This is a genomic window from Sedimentibacter sp. B4, assembly GCF_000309315.1.
Classification (GTDB): Bacteria; Bacillota; Clostridia; order Tissierellales; family Sedimentibacteraceae; genus Sedimentibacter; species Sedimentibacter saalensis.
In genome coordinates, this window is the sequence record NZ_CANG01000019.1 from 71,525 (window position 1) to 90,722 (window position 19,198).

20 protein-coding genes are annotated in these 19,198 nt (G+C 35.1%); 2 read left to right on the forward strand and 18 right to left on the reverse strand.

What is annotated here, in order from left to right; genetic code table 11:
- Positions 1-81 precede the first annotated feature (81 nt).
- The 9 genes from BN358_RS03755 to BN358_RS03795 all read right to left on the reverse strand — a co-directional run bounded on the left by BN358_RS03755 (position 82) and on the right by BN358_RS03795 (position 7,428).
- Entirely contained in the window at positions 82-849 is a 768-nt protein-coding gene (locus BN358_RS03755) for an ABC transporter ATP-binding protein (RefSeq protein ID WP_019227960.1), read from the reverse strand.
- Positions 846-1,628 carry an ABC transporter permease gene (locus BN358_RS03760; RefSeq protein WP_019227961.1) on the reverse strand — a complete coding sequence of 261 codons (783 nt, stop codon included), beginning with the start codon at positions 1,626-1,628 and terminating at the stop codon, positions 846-848. Before BN358_RS03760 ends, BN358_RS03755 begins: the two co-directional genes overlap by 4 nt.
- Entirely contained in the window at positions 1,625-2,476 is an 852-nt protein-coding gene (locus BN358_RS03765) for an ABC transporter permease subunit (protein ID WP_019227962.1), read from the reverse strand. Before BN358_RS03765 ends, BN358_RS03760 begins: the two co-directional genes overlap by 4 nt.
- Positions 2,463-3,662, reverse strand: a complete 1,200-nt coding sequence (locus BN358_RS03770; protein WP_019227963.1) for an ABC transporter substrate-binding protein — start codon at positions 3,660-3,662, stop codon at positions 2,463-2,465. The genes BN358_RS03765 and BN358_RS03770 overlap by 14 nt, the downstream gene beginning before the upstream one ends.
- Positions 3,659-4,258 carry a CDP-alcohol phosphatidyltransferase family protein gene (locus BN358_RS03775; protein ID WP_019227964.1) on the reverse strand — a complete coding sequence of 200 codons (600 nt, stop codon included), beginning with the start codon at positions 4,256-4,258 and terminating at the stop codon, positions 3,659-3,661. The genes BN358_RS03770 and BN358_RS03775 overlap by 4 nt, the downstream gene beginning before the upstream one ends.
- Positions 4,259-4,405: 147 nt before the next feature.
- Positions 4,406-5,041, reverse strand: coding sequence for a (Fe-S)-binding protein (locus tag BN358_RS03780; RefSeq protein ID WP_019227965.1), 636 nt, complete (start codon positions 5,039-5,041; stop codon positions 4,406-4,408).
- Positions 5,042-5,043: 2 nt separating this feature from the next.
- Positions 5,044-5,760: a TVP38/TMEM64 family protein gene (locus BN358_RS03785; RefSeq protein WP_019227966.1), complete on the reverse strand. Its 717-nt coding sequence runs from the start codon at positions 5,758-5,760 to the stop codon at positions 5,044-5,046.
- 11 nt (positions 5,761-5,771) lie between these two features.
- Positions 5,772-6,713 (reverse strand): sulfurtransferase, encoded by a 942-nt coding sequence (locus BN358_RS03790; protein ID WP_019227967.1) that lies wholly within the window; start codon positions 6,711-6,713, stop codon positions 5,772-5,774.
- Positions 6,714-6,753: 40 nt separating this feature from the next.
- The gene (locus tag BN358_RS03795; protein ID WP_019227968.1) at positions 6,754-7,428 is read right to left on the reverse strand and encodes a TVP38/TMEM64 family protein; all 675 of its coding nucleotides are present in this window, start codon (positions 7,426-7,428) and stop codon (positions 6,754-6,756) included.
- 296 nt (positions 7,429-7,724) lie between these two features.
- Here BN358_RS03795 and BN358_RS03800 point away from each other — a divergent pair, with 296 nt between their 5' ends.
- Entirely contained in the window at positions 7,725-8,807 is a 1,083-nt protein-coding gene (locus BN358_RS03800; RefSeq protein ID WP_019227969.1) for a sulfurtransferase, read from the forward strand.
- A 699-nt stretch (positions 8,808-9,506) separates the two neighbouring features.
- Entirely contained in the window at positions 9,507-10,235 is a 729-nt protein-coding gene (locus tag BN358_RS03810; protein WP_019227971.1) for a redoxin domain-containing protein, read from the forward strand.
- Between the two features lie 16 nt (positions 10,236-10,251).
- Here the strand turns inward: BN358_RS03810 and BN358_RS03815 are convergent, their stop codons facing one another.
- The 9 genes from BN358_RS03815 to BN358_RS03855 all read right to left on the reverse strand — a co-directional run bounded on the left by BN358_RS03815 (position 10,252) and on the right by BN358_RS03855 (position 19,020).
- On the reverse strand, positions 10,252-11,259 hold the full coding sequence (locus tag BN358_RS03815) for a hypothetical protein (RefSeq protein ID WP_019227972.1): 1,008 nt from the start codon (positions 11,257-11,259) through the stop codon (positions 10,252-10,254).
- A 164-nt stretch (positions 11,260-11,423) separates the two neighbouring features.
- A complete protein-coding gene (locus BN358_RS03820) occupies positions 11,424-11,777 on the reverse strand; it encodes a Lin0512 family protein (protein ID WP_019227973.1) in 354 nt (117 codons plus the stop codon).
- A gap of 172 nt (positions 11,778-11,949) precedes the next feature.
- The gene (locus BN358_RS03825; protein WP_019227974.1) at positions 11,950-13,437 is read right to left on the reverse strand and encodes a tripartite tricarboxylate transporter permease; all 1,488 of its coding nucleotides are present in this window, start codon (positions 13,435-13,437) and stop codon (positions 11,950-11,952) included.
- Positions 13,438-13,887 carry a tripartite tricarboxylate transporter TctB family protein gene (locus BN358_RS03830; RefSeq protein WP_019227975.1) on the reverse strand — a complete coding sequence of 150 codons (450 nt, stop codon included), beginning with the start codon at positions 13,885-13,887 and terminating at the stop codon, positions 13,438-13,440.
- An 83-nt stretch (positions 13,888-13,970) separates the two neighbouring features.
- Positions 13,971-14,996 (reverse strand): tripartite tricarboxylate transporter substrate binding protein, encoded by a 1,026-nt coding sequence (locus BN358_RS03835; protein ID WP_019227976.1) that lies wholly within the window; start codon positions 14,994-14,996, stop codon positions 13,971-13,973.
- A gap of 103 nt (positions 14,997-15,099) precedes the next feature.
- Complete coding sequence (locus tag BN358_RS03840) at positions 15,100-15,927, reverse strand: DUF6282 family protein (RefSeq protein ID WP_040581977.1); 828 nt, start codon at positions 15,925-15,927, stop codon at positions 15,100-15,102.
- Between the two features lie 55 nt (positions 15,928-15,982).
- Positions 15,983-17,236 (reverse strand): SLC13 family permease, encoded by a 1,254-nt coding sequence (locus tag BN358_RS03845; protein WP_019227978.1) that lies wholly within the window; start codon positions 17,234-17,236, stop codon positions 15,983-15,985.
- A gap of 86 nt (positions 17,237-17,322) precedes the next feature.
- Positions 17,323-18,024, reverse strand: coding sequence for an RraA family protein (locus tag BN358_RS03850; RefSeq protein ID WP_019227979.1), 702 nt, complete (start codon positions 18,022-18,024; stop codon positions 17,323-17,325).
- A gap of 21 nt (positions 18,025-18,045) precedes the next feature.
- Entirely contained in the window at positions 18,046-19,020 is a 975-nt protein-coding gene (locus BN358_RS03855) for a hydroxyacid dehydrogenase (protein WP_019227980.1), read from the reverse strand.
- Between the last annotated feature and the right edge of the window lie 178 nt (positions 19,021-19,198).

Here is a 19,198-nt window from a genome sequence, read left to right on the forward strand (position 1 = left end):
CAGGGTTATTATTAGGCTGTTATTTATTTGGACAGCCTTTTTTGTAAAATTGTCGGTGAAGGCACCTTGAATTATGCAGCTTTAATATATATTAATTATTTTATCAGAAAACACAATTTTTCCGTCTTCAAGTAAAATTATGTCACCAAGGAAATTATCCACAATATTTACATTTGTCTTATTGCATAGGTAAGCAGGTGCTTCTGTTAATATTATTTCACCTTCAAACATGAAAGCGATCTTGTCGCTCATGATAAATGCATCTTCTTTGTCGTGGGTGATCATAACAATTGTTATATTAAATTGTTTATGAATTTTCAAAATAAAATCCCGAATGTAAATTTTCAGGTTATTGTCAAGACCAGTGAATGGTTCATCTAACAACAGTACCTTTGGCTCAACTGCCAATGCCCTCATTAAAGCAACCAGCTGCTGCTGACCTCCTGAAAGCTGAGAAGGGTATTTGTTTAAATGTAATTTCATATTAAAAAAATCTGTTAATTCAACTGTCTTTTCATCGACGTAACTCTGGCTATATTTTTTCATCTTCATTCCAAACTGAATGTTATCAAGTACAGTTAAGTGTGGAAACAGCTGCTTTGACTGATACACCATTACAATCTGCCTTTTTTCCATGGGCACATCATTAATAACCTTTTTATCCAAAACAACTTTTCCGCTGTCAGGGTTAAGAGCCCCTGTAATTATTCTAAGTACAGTGGTCTTGCCCGCTCCGCTTGGTCCCAAAATGGAAAACAGCTGACCTTTTTCAATATTCAAATTTATATTTCTTAAAAGTTTATTTTTCCCAATAGTATAATTTATATTTTCTAAGGCTAAAAAGCTCATACATTTCTTCCTTTGTTAAATAATTTTTCAATCAATGAACACAGCACCATTATTACTATACCATACAATATGTATAGCAGGGTATACACTGATGAAATGTTTCTGTCAGATCCGGTAATATAAGGCGTCATTATCATAGAGAAATTGACAAACTCTGAATCACCTATGAAGAAGTTTATAAAATACTGTGAATAAGAGATTATGAAAGCCATTATGAAGCCTGTAACATAGCCCTTAAAATAAACAGGCACATTGATTAAGTAAAATGATTTCCACTTTGATGCCCCAAGTCCTCTTGCTACCTGCTCCTGTTCGATTCCCCAGATTTCATAGCATGAATATACTAATTTAAATGAATATGGCAGAGAAAAATATATGTGAAGTAATATTACAATTAATCCACTGCATCCCGAGAAAAGTTGAAGAAACATTTTGTGGCTTCCAATGCATATGCTGACTACCGGAAGAAGCATGGGCAAGTAAAACAAGCTTTCAAGTTGAATTTTATATTTAAAATTCGTTTTTATTAAAAATCTGGAAAGCATTATGCTTAAAACTAAAGAAATAAATGCAACCAATAATGAATATACAACTGACTTTGATGCAATTATATAGTCTTGAGAATTAAAAAAATACGCAAAACCTTTTAACGTAAAATTATGAGGCAGTAAGTTTTCTGTCCCCCAGCTTGAAAAGAATGACCATAAAATCATAGACACAAGAGGCAATATGAGGAATATCATTATGATAAAAAATATTAATTTATTTAATAATTTCATATTGCACCTTCATTTTCACTTTTTAAGATTCTGTAGTATACAAAACATAGTATAAAAGAAATTGCTATCATTATCATATTTATTGCCATGCCATAGGCACGATATGTCATATCTGGATTTAAATAAGTATTATACGCAAGCACTCCTATTGAAGGAGGATTAGAAGGTCCTAAAAAGTAAAATCCTTCGTAAACAAACAAATTATAATTGAATATAACTAAAGCAGACGACAATATAGCCTTTTTACAAAGGGGCAGCAGAATCTTCATTACATACGTATTATTTGTGCAACCCAGGTTTCTTGCTGTTTCCTTATATGCAGCGTCAGTTTTTAATAATATGGGATAAACAGAAAATGCAATAAATGGAATCCCCTTAAACATGTTGAGCAAAATTACAGCCAAACCGTTTGAATTATAAATAATATTCAAACTATCTATTTCAATACCAATAAATTGAAACATGTGATATAAAAGGCCTTTGTCACTGTATGTATTGTAAATTAAAGCTGCGGCTGCAACATATGACAGAAAAATCGGAAATCTGTATGAAATGTTAGTAAAAGAACTTTTTGACTTAGAAATAGCATATCCCAAATATGTACCGAGGACAACCGATAAGGAGGATGACATTGAAGCAACAAAAATACTGTACAAAAAGCTACTAACAAATATCTTGTCAGTAAAGAGATTTGCATAATATTTATAGGTTATTTCATATAAAAAAAGCTCAGGAATCAACCCTAAGCTTTCCTTTAAAGTGTTTACAACAACATATGCTGTAATAGAAAACACAATTAAAAATGATGGCATCACCAAAATTGCGTTATTTATTTTATTGTTTTCCAAAAAGAACCACATCCTCCCAAACTTTTTCAATAATGGTTACTAAGTCAGCTCTTAATTCAGGCTGCTTGTGTTTAGAAAGCTCATCATAGCTTAAAATGCTGTTTTTATATTGATCTTGAGGTGTCAATGCTTCATCAAGACTTTTTTGTTCATTTACACTTAAACTGTCATATTCTAAAACAGGAAGGTCCCCCCATCCACTTAAATTTGCTTTTGATATCTGCATTTCAGGAGAAAGCGCTGCTTCAATAAGTTTAATGGAATTTTCCACATGTGGCGAATTTGCCGCTATTGCCAGATAATGAGTGTTGAAAGGCGTTCCCTTTTCCCACACAAATGTTTTAGTGCTTTCACTCCAACTCTTGTCCTTTACCTTGCTTAACGCTTTGTTTGCATTGTAATCCATGGCTATATAAACATCTTTGTCCTGATACAAACCATCAAGCTGAGCAGAATCTTTTGGATAGGTCTTGCCTTCCTTCCAAAGATACGGCTTTATTTCATTTAAATAATTCATTGCAGGCATTACTGCTTCTTTAATAATTTCATAATCTGCGGGAAGATCCTTAATATTTTCATATCCTATGATGTCGTATATGACAGTTCGTATAAAAGCAGAACCAACGAAGTCTGTGGCTTCAGGATAAGTAAATATGCCCGGATTGTTTTTAACCAGCTCTTTTAACTCTTCTGAATTCTTTGGGGGTTCAGGTAGAAGTTCCTTGTCATGAACGAATACAAACTGAGCCTTTCCCCATGGTGCCTCATATCCTTCAGTTGAATATCCAAAATCAACAGTTGCTTCCGGTCCTTCTAAATCCACATATTTTTGAGCATTTTCTGTTTTATTTAAAAATGGTCCGTATAATAAATCATATTGTTTTGCATAATAAAAGTTTTCTCCATTAATCCATATAACATCAATAGAGCCGTTATTGTTATAATTTTTTTCATTAGTAAGCTTCATTAAAATTTCATCAATATTCATTGGAACTCGAACGACTTCAATGCCATAGTTTTCCGATGCATATGGTGCAAGTTCATTGTCAATCCATTCATTAACTCTCTGATCTCCGCCCCAGCCATATATTGTAACGGTATTATCCGTCTTGGGCCTGTTAATAAATATTGCTCCTATAATAATTACTGCTAATAATCCAATTATAATTTTTATTTTATTTTTCATAAATTTCCTCCAATGCTTAATGCTCTTGTAGCATCAATAAGCCTTTGCATTGCCGTAAATAATACTAACCCAGCATAAATGAATGCCATTATCCTCATAAATGAATTTAAAATCATCATAATAGTAAACATTATAAATCCTTCAGTTCTTTCCATGAGCCCTGCCTGATAATGAAAACTCTTCTTTCCTTTGTTTTCCATCAGCATACCTGAAGTTAAAAATACTGACATTGAAAGAACAATGGCAGAGGTGAGACATAGAAGTGCAAAAGTAGAATCTTGGTGCTTCAATGCAAACACAATTATAAAAACAAGTTCAACCACTCTGTCAAAGCATATGTCCAGCAAAGTTCCGGTCTTAGTGATTGCTTTCATCTTTCTTGCCATTGTTCCGTCTACAGCATCTAAAAAACCGGAAACCCACAGCAATAATATTGCTATCACAATGTTATCGAAATAGTAAACAATGCTTGCAAAAATTCCTGTAACCAAGGCAATAACAGTAACCTGCGTTGGTTTTAATCTTAAATTGATTAAATATTCGGATGTTTTGTCAAAATATTTATCCACATATTTTCTGCAGCGTGTATCAAGCATTATTTTGCTCCTTTTTAATAAAACTGACTGCCCTGAATCTATTTACCCACGATGATGATGCTTCTGTCTCAAACAACAGCTCAAGGATGTGTTTTGATTCATAGGAGTTTTGTTTAAATGTATCCCTGCATGAAGCACAATAAGTAACTATTTTTTAGAAGGAGCCTGGTTCTCACGTAGATTAAAAAGTTTTTTTCCCTTTTCTGGTTCCAGTGTCATGAGCATATTCTTTTTGCCGCAGCAAATGGTGTTTTCCTTGTTATTTTTAAATTCCAATACTTCAACACCTAATTTGTTCAGAATATTTCTCACATAATCTGCTGCCTTTACGTCGTGAACTATGGGACAAGGATCATGAAGTGAATAACATTCACCTTTCAAACTATCGTGTTTTTCTTCTGGGAAAATTTCATCTATTAATGCCCATGCTGACTGCACATTGATTTCTTTATATTCTGATAGTGTTACCAGACAGTTTGGGCACAGTGTATATATGTTTTTTACCTTATTTTCTTTAAACAATTTATGTAGGTTCGCTTCTATTTTTATATAGTCCTTGCCTTTATTTATATACTTTGACGGCTTGCCACAGCAATATGTGCTGTAAACAAGTCCGGGAACTTTCTTTTTAAGAAGAAGGTATGTTTTTTCCGTTATTTCTCTTCCAAGAGATAAAACAGCACAGCCGGGCCAAAATATATCCTGACCCGGTTGTATATTAGCAAATACTTTATTATAGCTCATTAACTGATGATTTTTAACAATTAATTCTCTGAAATTCATAATTATAATTCTTTCTTTTTATTTTGTCTGTCATTATATAAATGCTTTATTAACACAATTAAAATACTCAGTGCAAATAATATTAACAGTGCAGTTACAAACATTTGTGCTCCACCTGTGAGCATCCCTCCCACATAAGAGTAAATTACTGTTGCAGGCAGCTGTCCTATGCCAGTTGCTATAAAGAACGGTATGAAACCCATAGATGTAAGTCCTGCTGCATAACTAACATAATCAAAGGATATGAAGGGAAGCAATCTGCAAATTATTATGGTGTGTTTTCCATACTTATCAAAAAATCCATCCACGCTTTCAAGAGCAAATTTACTTGTAATTTTTTCAACCGCATCTCGACCCAATATTTTTGCAATATAAAAACACAATGCTGCTCCTGCCATTGAACTTGTCCAAGATAAAATTGCACCTTGCCACCATCCAAATACAGCTGCATTAGCAAATGTAATTAAAAATGCAGGCAATGGAGCTACTAATGATTGAAACATCATCAGCAAAAATGATACTACTAAAGCATAAGCACCAAAGGACCTCACATATCCTATTATCATATCAACGCTCATGGAACTGAAAAGCATGAACAGCCAGTTAATTTTAGATTTCACCCCTGGTATCAACAAATAAAATATCACGACTAATACCAATATTGCAATAATTATATATTTAATTATTAGTTTGTTTTTTAAAGATGAATTACTATTCATATCTCACCTGATTACTTTTCTAATTCGTTAACTGCACTCCATCTATAAAATGATTCATCATAGTTGTATGAGTTTTCAAAACCTGTCATTTCCAGCAAAAGCTGCATATATGCTGATCTGATTCCAGCTGTGCAGTATGTAACAATTTTATCATTCTTGCTTAATCCAGCATCTGTAAAGATTTTTGTAACGTCTTCATTAGATTTTAAAGTCCCGTCTGCCTCGAATAAGTCTGTAAATTTTATATGAATAGCTCCCGGTAAATGTCCGCCTTTTGCTTCTCCATAAAGAACCTGTCCTTCATATTCTTCATCTGCACGAACATCGACGACCTTATAGCTTTCATAATCAGCAACCAAAGCATCAGTGTTTATATTGTGTGTGTTATTGATTTCAGAAACAGCTACATCAGCAAAAATAGGTGCTGCAGCCCCTTTTACTATATTTAATCCGGCATTAGTTAAAGAAGCTAATCCTCCATCAACCATTTTTACATTTTCAAAACCCGCAGCGATTAATTCCCAGGTTATTCTTCCTTCATCTCCCCAGCCATCCTTGGCTGCTCCAAATACTATTATTTCCTTATCCTTGCTTATTCCAAGATTGCTTAGAGCTTCACTTAAGTCAGCTGGCTCAAGAATTGTTCCCCACATTGGATCACCTGGTTTTCCTTCCATAGCAGCTAGCATTTGCCATTTAATTGCTATAGCTCCTTCAACAGTTCCTTCCTTTGCAGCATCTACACCTCTTGCATCAATTAATAATATATTATCATTGCCTGCAAATGATTTAACATATTCAGCACTTACCAGATATTTTCCTTCAAATGCTGAACCTTCTTTTGAAGTATCAGGTGCTGTGACTTCAGGTTGTTCCTTGGCAGCACATCCTGCTACAACCATACTTAATACTAAAATTAATACTAGAATTTTTGAAATTTTCATTTTTTTCATTTTCTCCTATTATTTTTTATATTAACATTTCTCATGTTAATTACTTATTGTTGTTCACCATTTCTGCTTTCAAGTTAAAGAATTTTTTAGGAAGTATAATAAGAGTACATAATCCAATTAATAAAAAACTTGAATATATTATTATTTTGTCCATAGTCATTGAACTGTAAGCTAAAGCCCCAAAACAGGTGTATATAAATGTTCCGGGTACCATAAAAATCAATGAGTACCAGAAGTATGTGCCAAACTTAATATCTGTAATACCATAAACGTAATTTTGCAAATTGAAAGGAAACAAGGGAACAAGTCTGCTTATAATTAATATTGTATTTCCTTGTTCCTTAATATAATTATCGAGCCTTGACATACGTTCATTTTTGCCAGCCATTTTCTTTACAAATTCTCTGCCTATGTATCTTCCAATAAAAAAAGCCAAAGAAACTCCTATTGTTGAACCAATAACCACATATACAGTACCCCAGAATGCACCAAATAATATTCCGGACAATACTGTTATTGGAAGCCCGGGAACAAATAAGACAGTTGCTAAAGCAAACATTAAAATAAACACACAAGGTGCCATTATACCAAAGGATTTTATGTATAACTTAAGTTCACTAATATTTTCAAAACTGAAAAAATAATATATATTATATTGCTTTATTAAAATTATAATTATAATAAAAGTTAGTAGCATAAAAATTCTTTTTTTCAATTATATGCCCTCGATCATTAAAATTCTTAAGTCTATCATTTATATCCTAACACAATCGAACAATTAATACTAATAACATAATTTCATATTAATTTATTATAATGCAAGTTTTTTTCATATCGACTACCAATTAATAATTATTCCATAAAATTAAATTTGATAAATGTAGTAATGTATAAAAATTTGGAAACATATTGCCCTTCTTCATAAATATTATTCATAGCTGCTTAACTTGACTTAACAATTTAAAACTGTTAACATTTTATCGTTATCATAAAATTATTTGGAGGCTAAAAATGAACAAAAGAAATTTATCCCTGCTTTTTGTGCTTATATTATTGGTAAGCATATTTACAGGTTGTAGTCAAGAAAAGAAGGAATCAAGTAATGCACCTGCAACAGAAAAACCAGCTGCAGAAGAACAATCACAAAAAGCAGAAGCTGTGGACGTAAAGAAAGTTTTCGTTTCTCCTGAATGGGTAAAAAGTGTGATTGATGGAAATCAAAAGGAATCTGATAATTACATAATTTTGGAAGCTAATTGGGGAACGGCTGATGAAAGTCCTGATTACAATACAGGACACATACCTGGCGCAGTACATGTTGATATAGCTAGCATAGAAGGTGAACCATATTGGAATATTAAAACTCCTGAAGAAGTTGAGCAAGCAATGCTAGATCTTGGCATTACAAAAGATAAAACAGTAGTTCTTTACGGTGCAGACGTTTCAGGTACTGCTAGAGTTGTATATGCTTACCTTTGGGCAGGTGTTGAAAATGTTAAGGTGTTAAACGGCAGCCTCAATGCATGGACAAACGCAGGATTTGAATTGGAAACAACTGCAAACGCAGCGACACCTGCAACAGACTTTGGCGCAAAGGTTCCGGTTCATCCTGAATATTGGACATCTATAGAGGATGCAGCAAAAAGATTAAATGATGATTCTAATTTCCGTTTGGTAAGCATTCGTTCATACAAGGAATTCATTGGCGAAACAAGCGGATATTCATATATAGATAAAGCTGGGGAACCAAAAGGTGCTGTTTGGGGAAAAGCCGGCAGCGATCCTTATCACATGGAAGACTACATACATGAAGACGGAACTTATATAACAATGGACGAAATGAAAGAACTTTGGAAGGATCTTGATTTTACTTTGGATAACCACCTTGCTTTCTACTGCGGGACAGGCTGGCGTGCTACAATTCCATTCTTAGTTATGTATGAAAACGGATATACAGATATGAGTTTATACGACGGAGGATGGTATCAATGGCAAATGAATGATGATCTTCCAGTACAAGTTGGTGATCCTAATACCGGCGATGTATTATACACAACGGTAGGTGAACTTCCCAATGACAAAGCGGCAAAATAAAGTTTGTTATATATGTATAATTCTGTGCATAGTTTTAGAGATAACTGCAGCTATTGGGGCGTACGCAGCTAATTATTATACTAAAACACGTATGGGGATGCTTCGCCACGTGGTTTATCTTAACGGAAAATGGGAACGATTAGTAAATATTACTGAATTAAAATGGTTAGCAATATTAATTTCAATCATTCTCATAATCTTTGTATATGTACTCTACAAAAAGCAAAAGAAGCATTCTATGACTGTAAAATTAGTAACCGTAATAACTACAGTCATAAGCTTATGGACAGTTTTTTATTTATTATTTTACAATACTGGAATAAATCGTGCATATTACATTTTAAGCATTTGTTTCATAATGATAACAGTGTTTCAACATATTATATGTTATTGCCTTTATTCAATCAAAGTAAAAAATCAATTTAATAGAAGAGACTGATATAAAAAATGAGACGTTGTGTACATACGCAAAAAGTCTCATTTTTTAGTACTGAAGATATTAAATTTCATCAGCTTTTTTATAAAATATCAATATGCATAAAACCTTGTTACAAAATAAAAAAATCTCCATAAGTTTATGTATATATCATAACTAAACTATGCAGACTTTTCAGCTATATTATTTACAAATATGTACATAATTTCACCATAAAAAAGTTTTCACATATAATGTAGGATATATTGACTATGGAGGTATCTATGAGTACTAGTACTAGAGATCATATTATTCCAGGATGTATTACTATAGGAAGAATTGCTCCAGATTTCACTACTTTATCAACAGAAGGAGTAATTACATTATCACAGTATAGAGGAAAATGGGTGGTTCTTGTTAGTGAGCCTGGAGATTTCGCCGCTACATCAACTACATCCCTTTTAGCCTTTACAAATCATTATGAAGAATTTGTTAAAAGAAACGTTCAAATATTAGCTGTAACAATAGACAACAATTTTGCAAATATTGAATGGAAAAAAAATATTGTTGATACTTATGGAATCATAATTCCATTTCCTTTATTAGAAGATAGAGATGCTGAAATAGCACGCAAATATGGAATGGTTAATCCCGACAAAATTTACGAGGAAAGTGTAAGAGATCTGTTCATAATAAGCCCTGAAGGAAAAATACGTACAATATTGACTTATCCTTCTTCCTGTGGCAGAAATACTTATGAAGTTTTAAGGATTATAGATTCGCTTCAACTAACACAAGCATACAATGTTTATACCCCATCTAATTGGATGCCGGGAGATCCTGTTATGCTCCCTACAACCAATGACTTTAACGAGGCCATGAGAAGACTCCAAGAGGAGGGCTTATATTGTACAAATTGGTATAACTGTTTTGTGGATTATTACTCACTTGGAAATACTACAAGTGATTCTACAACAAATTTAACGAACACAAGGCTGAGTTGTAAACAGTAAATTATAAAAAATTTCCTTATTCCTCTGAATACAATGCACCCGGCCGAACAACATATATAAACTCGTTATTATTATATAACATTACAACATTGTGATTTCGTGTTATGCTTAATTCTTTATTGTCAAGTGAAGTCATTTCCACAAATACATCAATGCTGCCTGTTTCATCAACCAGTCTGGCATTCATATATTTATCTTTGTTTGGCTTTAAATAATTGGATTTAACATTGATTAATGGTTCAGGCACTTTTTTATTCTCTTTAATATCTTCTAACCTTCCAGATACAACAAAGTGTTTTGAAAAAGTATCCATATCATTTACAGGAACAGCATATTCTTTTGCTGTTTCTTTTATTTCAGCTACAGTGCTTTCGATTATTTCTATATTTTCACTTGAAGCTGCTTCTTTCCAAAAATTATCTGATGTCTTTAAATAATTTTCATACTCCTCATCAGGAATTATGAGCAATGATATAACATGATTTTGATAGTTATTGGTACTAATTTTAATTCTTAAATGGTCATTACCAACTCTCTTATCCCAATATACACCATTTTCATAATTGTTTTCATTTAGACTGTAACTTAGCACTTCGTTTAGTGCTTTATCTAATTTTCTTTTATTGCCATAAAATATTCCAGGCAGTTCTAAATGTTTCGACAACTCATTACTAAAAAAATCATTCACTTGATCATTTGTCAAATTAGATGGAAAAAACCAAGACATGCTAAAAATTTTATGATTATCTTTAACCCACGCATCAACACCCATGGTTATATTTTCATCATTTTTTAATGTGTAAATATTTCTTGATTCATCAACAACACCCTTGTCTGTAATGTGCCATTCAATATTTTGTTCCGTTAATACACTTTCTACATCCTCAGTTTGTAATGGAAACTGGTACTCCTTAACAGGTTCCTGATTGTTGAAAATAAATAATACAATGCAAATTAGAAAAACACATGCAGCAAAAAATATCCAATACGTTTTCTTGTTTAATTTTGATAAATACTTACCCAATTTTAGCCCCCCTGCTTAATTTTATTCACCTTATTATACCACACAAACATTTCACTTGTTTATTTACTCTATACTATAGACAATTTTAGAGGACATTTTGTAACATTATTTTTATATTTTACAAAATTTAACTTATTTCACTTTTTTATGTATCACGCTAATGTTTACACATCAGCATATACAGTCAATGCAGCTACAGCAATCTGTATTGTATTACCAGCGCCAAATGCGGGAACCTCTAAACCTTGTACACCTAACCCGCCCTTTACTACTTCTATTTCTCCCTTGCCTACCGGAATCGCCTTCATAACTGTTTCCTTATCCACCATATCTGGATTAGTACATCCTATTTTTACATGAACATGCATCTTCAAGGGATCTATATTTAGAATATCCTCCAATCCGCATAAACAACTTCTGGATGTTGCATCCTTTACAGCTTTAACAGCTGCCTTAGTAACATCTCCTCCATGAAGATCCGCTCCCATGCCAAATTCCACAATATATCTCTTTAACATAATAACCCCTTTCTACTATTTTTTATTATCTTAACATAATAACTGTGAATTTTCTAGTGTATCACTATAAGAATAACATTTCGGCATAAATCAATAATTTTATTAATAATTTACAAACAAAAAAGACACCAACTTATTGCAGTCAGTGTCTCTCTTCATTGTAATTTAAATATTAGGCATTAGCCTTTTTATTGTTTTTATAATTTCTCAACAATGGCGCTGCCATGGATGCAACTCCTACAGCTATAAAAAAGAAACTTATGGGCCTTGTGAACAATATTAAAGGATTGCCGTTTGACATGAGCAGCGACTGTCTCAAGCCTGTTTCTGCCATAGGTCCGAGAATTATTCCCAAAACAGCAGGCGAAGCAGGTATCTTAAGAAGTTTGAACATTAGTCCCGCAAGACCGAATAAAAACATTACACTCACATCAAACATATTGTTGTTTATGGCGAAGGATCCGCTTACGCACAACACGAGGATGTATGTGGCCAGAATAGGCTGAGGCAAAAACAGCACCTTTGCAAACAATCCTGCTCCCGCCAAGCCGAGAATCAGCATTAGTACATTTGCTATAAACAATCCAAAGAAAAATACCGTCATAATTTTTTCATTTGCACCTGAGAACAGATCTGGTCCCGGCTTTAGTCCATGTATCAGGAGTGCCCCAATAAATAGTGCAGATACCGCATTTCCCGGTATTCCTAATGTTAAGAGAGGCACAAGTGACCCTCCTACGCATGCATTGTTTGATGTTTCACTTGCTACGATGCCGTCAACTATTCCTGTTCCGAATTCATGGCTTCTTTTTGACATTCTCTTGGCTTCATTGTACGCCACAAATGAAGCTACGCTTGCTCCTGCTCCGGGCAGAATTCCGACAATTGTTCCGATTATGGAAGAAACCGTGAAGTTCCCCATGTTTCTCTTAATTTCTTCCCTGTTAGGAAGCAACCTGCCTTTTATCTCAGCGAGACTTCCTTTAGATATCTTTGTTGTTCCCAGCATAAATGCTTCACAAATTGAAAACAAACCAATCAGGAGCGGAACCAGTGCGATTCCTGAAATCAGATTAATATTGCCAAATGTAAATCTCATGGCTCCCTCAACCGGATCCATGCCTATGGTTGCCAATAGCAGTCCGAACACGCCTGAAATAAGTCCTTTGATCATGTTGTTTTCTGACAAACTTACAATGATAGTAAGTCCGAAAAAGGCCAGTGCGAAATATTCGGGCGGTCCGAACCTCAGTGCCTGCTTAGCTAAAAATGGTGCAAACAATGCCAGCACGATTACGCTGAATATCCCACCGATGGCTGACGACAAGGTAGCAGTTCCAAGAGCAAGCCTGGCTTCACCTTTCTGTGCCATGGGATAACCATCAAATGTAGTAGCTGCAGCTGAAGGCGTCCCAGGAGCATTTATGAGTATAGCCGCTATGGATCCTCCGTAAATGGCTCCTACATAAATTCCTCCCAGCATTATAAGTCCGGTTTCCGGTTCCATTACAAAAGTAAAAGGTACTAAAAGAGCAACCCCCATATTTGCAGAAAGTCCTGGTATGGCGCCGATAATAATTCCGCCGGCAGTACCCAAAAGAGCCATTAACAGATTAGAAGGCGATAAGGCTGCAAGCAGTGCTTGTAATATACTTTCCATTTAAATTCCTCCTAAAAAGATTCCTACCGGCAGCGGAACATTCAGTAAACTGCTGAACGAAAAATATACAATCAATGTAAATACTGCCGAATTTATCAACAATGCAAATTTTTTTCTATATCCCAACAAGTATTGCACTATAACCAAAAATATAAAGCAGGCCGGTGCAAAACCTATAACCGTCAATCCTGCAATAAAAAGTATGTAACCTACAATCAATATTGTAAAATGCTTATGTTCCTTAATGAGTATAGCCAGCGGATTTGGTGAGTTGTCTGTCTTACTTTTTTTATGTGATGTTATAAACAGCAAGACACCTAAAAATGCCAGCAAGATAGATAAAATCATCGGATACAGCCTTGCTCCAAACGATAGTCTTAAACCCGAAGCAATAAATCCGAATGCTATTAAGATGAACACTATGGCAGTAATCTTATTAGCCTTTGACATGTAATCCTCCTTATATGTTTAGTAGCGGGATACGCGCAATGAATTGATCAGTGGTTATCCCGCTTCATTTATTTCTATTTTAGCTATTTTCCGATAGCGTCCTTGTACATTTCATATGTACTTATTATTTTGTTGCTGAAATCTTCATTGCTCAGATAATTAACGCTGAGCTGTGAATTAGTCATTTGCTCGATGTATTCAGGATCTTCCATTGCCTTTTTAAATGCTTCATGAAGAACCTGTACCACTTCATCAGGAGTATCATCCGGTGCAGCTATACCTCTCCATGCGCCCGAATAAACATCATATCCAAGCTCTTTGATTGAAGGAACATCCGGAAACATTGGATTTCTCTCTTCTGTAAGAGAAGCTATCGGTATGAGTGTACCTTCTTTGATATGATTGTCAAATGAAGAAGGTCCTCCGATTATTGCATCTACATGACCTCCAAGAATGGCTGTTATAGCCAAACCTGATCCGTCAAAGGGAATATTGCTGGCGCTTATTCCTGTAGCCTTTATCATTGCTTCATTGGCCAGGTCATCTGTTGTTCCTTTTCCTGAACATCCGAATTTGATGGTGTTCGGATTTTTCTTAGCATATGCAATAAATTCTTCAAAATTTGTGTATTCTTTTCCACTTTGCACTACCAGAAAATCTGTCTCTTCTGTCAGCTGTATAATACCCCTGAAATCCTCCACAGAAAATGGAGCTTCATTCAACAATGGATTGATTGTAACAGAAGTAGTTACTGTAGTCAGTGTGTAGCCATCAGGTTTTGCCTGAGCACCCTTGTTCTGGCCAACCATTCCTCCGCCGCCAGGTGCATTTTCAACTATGATAGTCTGTCCCAAATATTCCTCTGCATTTGAAGATAGAATTCTCGTAGTTAAATCAGCAGAACCACCTGCTGAAAATGGAACGATAATTGTTACAGGTTTCTTTGGAAAATCTACGCTTTTTTGTACTTTAGCTGCTTCAGTACTGTTTGTACTGCCGGAAGTATTTGAACTTCCTGAACCTGAAGCTGAACATGCTGTAAGTGAAGCAACAGCAATTATTAACGCAAGTATTAGTGATACAACCTTTCTACCTTTGGACATAAACATAATATACCTCCCATAATTTATTATTATAATATCCTAAAAAAGGAATACGTTATTCTTTATTGCAAGTTTTATCTCCTGGCACAGGGCTCCAAGTCAGGCTTCATCAATACGTATCCGAAAGGAGCCATTCAGGATTTGTTCTGATCATCTGATCGATCTCATTTTGATATATTCCGCGTTCCAGAAGTCCATTGACGAATTCGTTCAGAGAATCGTCCGGATAGGGATTGGATACTTGGCCTAGATCACTGGAAAGCACTATGTGCCGGCTACCGATTCTCAGTATTTGTTCCATCATGAGATTCCACGATGTAGCATTAACCTCTAACGTAAAACTTGAATGTTCAATTAACGCACCTTCCTTAACAAATTTAAGTTGTTGCTCACAATCAGTAAAAACTGAAGGAGAATCCGCATGCGTTAAAATCATTTTTGTAATACCCCGAATATGACCGGCATGTATGAGCGCTAAAGATTCTTCTACTGAAATATGCCCCGTGCACAAAATCATCTTGTATTGTTTTATCACATCAAGCACATCATAGGCTTCAGGAATCAAGACACCATTCTTCAGTATTGAAATCTTATTTTCTGTATTCTTTTTCTTATGGATGTTATAACTTAATGCATCCATCGTCGGAAACCATACAAATTTCGCACCATTTTTTGCCGCATTTTCAACCGATTCTGCACAAATACCACCAACTGATAGATTTAAGGTAATTCCACCGGCTGTATTAAGATTCGTGTATTTTTTATTAACAGCTGCTGCACGTTGAGACGTATCCTGATAATGATTTTTTATTACAAATCCTCTCATTCCCCTTGCAGAGGCCCGTTTAGCCATCTCTTCATCATCAAGTTTGCGTTCAATCATATCCGGGCTTGTATGCAGATGTATATCATATGCGTTTACTAAATAATTTTCCATCTTAAGATTCTCCCATTGTTTATTAAACATCTATTCACATATCTCTTTTCATACTCTAATACGGCAGGAAAAGCGGTATAACTGAAACTACGGCCAAGTATGTTATAAACACCATTGGAAGACCAATTTTAACGAAATCCATAAACCTGTATTTTGTCCAACCAACTGTCATCATATTTTGTGGTGCCGCAAACGGCGTTGCGTATGAAGCTGCACCTGCCAGTGTTATGGTCATCACAATTGGATACGGGCTTACACCGATAGTGTTCGCAATCGATACCCCAATCGGGAGAAATAATAAGATTGTGGGTATGTTGGACATAAATTGTGTAAGTACTGAAGCCGTAAAGAAAATTGCAGTTGTTATCATAAACGGACTAGGATTTGAACCTAGAAACTTAACTATAGCATCAGCTACTAACTGCCCTGCCCCGCTGGATTGTACACCGGATGAAATTGCACTTAATGATCCTACAATTATCAGGGTTATCCAATCGATGCTGCTGATTGCTTCTTTTGTTGTCATACATCCTGCCCCGACAATAATCAATGCACCTATTGTTGATGCTATGTGCATTGGAAACGATTTGAAATTTCCTGCAATAACAATTAAAACACCAATCATTGTAAATCCTGAAATTATTGCTTTTTTCTTATCGAACGACTTTTTTTCAGCAGTTGCAAACTCAGGAATATAGCCAGTATCCGGAATTAACTTTCTTCCGATGAAAGTAAAGTATAAAATTCCAAGAACGGAGACAGCAATACCAAACGGTGTAATGTCAAAGAAGTTGAATGGATTAAGTCCCAATTCCTTCATTGCATTAGCTGCAGCCACATTAGATCCGACGCCTACCAGTGTCATAAATCCTCCAAATTGTGCTCCAAACAGCAAACCTAGGACGGCCTTTGACGGTCCTATACCGGCTGAAGCACAAATTGCCGTAACCACGGGAACCAATGCAACCATTACTCCTATGTTGCTGCAGACACTGCTTAACAAACAAGAAACAATCAAGGTGTACAAAATAATTTTCACTTCTGACTTTCCTGTTACTTTAATCATCTTTTCGCCAATCAAATCTGTAACTCCGGTATGAAATAAAGAGGCACCTATTACCATCATGCCTGCCAATAATACAATTGTGTTGCTGTTATATCCGCTAAATACAGATTTCACTTCAATAATGCCGGTATAGGCATACGCCAGTGAAGCAGCTATTGAGGTTACTACAATAGGAATCGGTTCCTTTATGAATAAAACTACTGTAACAAGCAGTATCAGTAATGCTATTAAAACTGTATTCATACTTACTATAATTCTCCTTTATCTTTGTTTAATAATAGTTGTAAAATTTGAATTGCAAAAGGCCCCCCGCTGCTTACAAATTATTTCTAATACTCAAAATACCCATCAATTATTTCCGTATTCTTTGCCTTTAATGATTCATCAACCCAATTTCTGTTTGCAGTGCCATTTATAACAGCTTCCAGCTTCGCAGAATCTTTTTTGGCATATTCAATTGATGCTTCCAATATTTCTTTTGCATATTTTTTTGGAATTACTATCACTCCATCTGTATCTCCCAAAATTATATCTCCCGGCATAACAGCTACATTGCCGATTGATATGGGCACATTCACTTCTCCGGGTCCTTCTTTAAATGGTCCCCCCGGTGTTGAGCCTGTACCATAGATGTAAAAGTCCATCTTGGAAATCTGATCAAAATCCCTTATGGCACCGTCAAGTACTATTCCAGCTACCTTTTGTGTGGATTTTGCATATGTCACCATTATTTCGCCCATAAGTGACTGGGATCTGTCACCCTCATTTGAAACAACTATTACATCACCTTCCTGGGCCATATTTAAAGCCTTGTGAAGCATCAGGTTGTCTCCGGGTCTCACCTTTACTGTCAGTGCCACTCCTACCATTGTGGGGGCAGAAGGAGATCCGATCAGTTTAATCTCTGAACTTAATGCACATAATCTTGACATTGTATCGGCAACATTTGCAGCCGGAAGATTTTTAAAACCTTCAATAACATCGCTGTCAGGTAAATCTCTTTTTAAAAAAACTCTGTTTCCAACACTCATTATAATACTCCTCAATAAAAATCAATTATTATTTATCATATCTCTTAATTCCGGCACTATATACTTTGGAACTCTGCCGTTCAGGTAGTCATCAATTCCCATAGCGCAAAACAGCGAAGACCTGGAAGAGGCTTCTTCTGTTGCTGCTCCTATATGAGGTGCGGTTAAAACATTGTCCAGCGCAAGCAGCGGATTATCCTTATTTACAGGCTCTTCTTTCATAACATCTAAAGCTGCTCCTGCGATTTGTTTATTGATCAATGCTTTATACAAAGCATCTTCATCTACAATTGTCCCTCTTGCTGTATTGATTAAAAAGGAAGTTTCTTTCATCAATTCAAATTCCCTGGTGCTCACACTGTTAATGGTGTCCTTGGTTGCCGGGACATGCAGAGATACATAATCGCTGTCTGTAAATATTTTATCCCTGTCGTCCAGCAGTTTAATATAATCAGGTAAATTTTCTCTTTTTGCAAAGGGATCAAAGGCTATTACATTCATTCCAAGTCCCAAGCTTGCCTTTTCCGCAACCAGAGAGCCTATATTTCCTATGCCTATCAATCCAAGAGTTTTTCCGTACAACTCATTCTTTTTAGTCTTCAACTTAGCATAAAAATAATCATCAATGTATGTTTTTTGCACCATTTTAAAATTTCTTGAACAATAAAGCATATAAAATATGACAAGTTCGGCAACAGAAACACTGTTAGCACCAGGTGCATATACAACCAGTACATTGTGTTGTCTGGCAGACTCTAAATCTACACCATCATAACCTGCTCCATGTCTTGCAATAATTTTTAATTTCGGAGCGGCATTAATTATTTTTTCTGTTATCTTAGGCGTCCTTACTATAATTGCATCACAATCATATATGTCATTTATTATATCCTGTTCAGACATGCCGCGTCCATCGACTATCTCGTAACCCTTTGATAAAAGGTAATCTCTCCCTTCTTTCATTATCGGCTGTGGTAATAAAACTTTATACGTCATAGTAACCCTCCTTAGCATCAATAAAGCAATTTATGTGCCAAACAAGAAAACATTTCGGAAAAGAAATAAGTATTGTAAAAATTCGTTTGTCTAAGCTGATGAAATCGTTGGCAACATTGAGTTTTTATAACTCTAAAACTTTATCCTCATTCAAATAATTATAATTTGACAACATCCT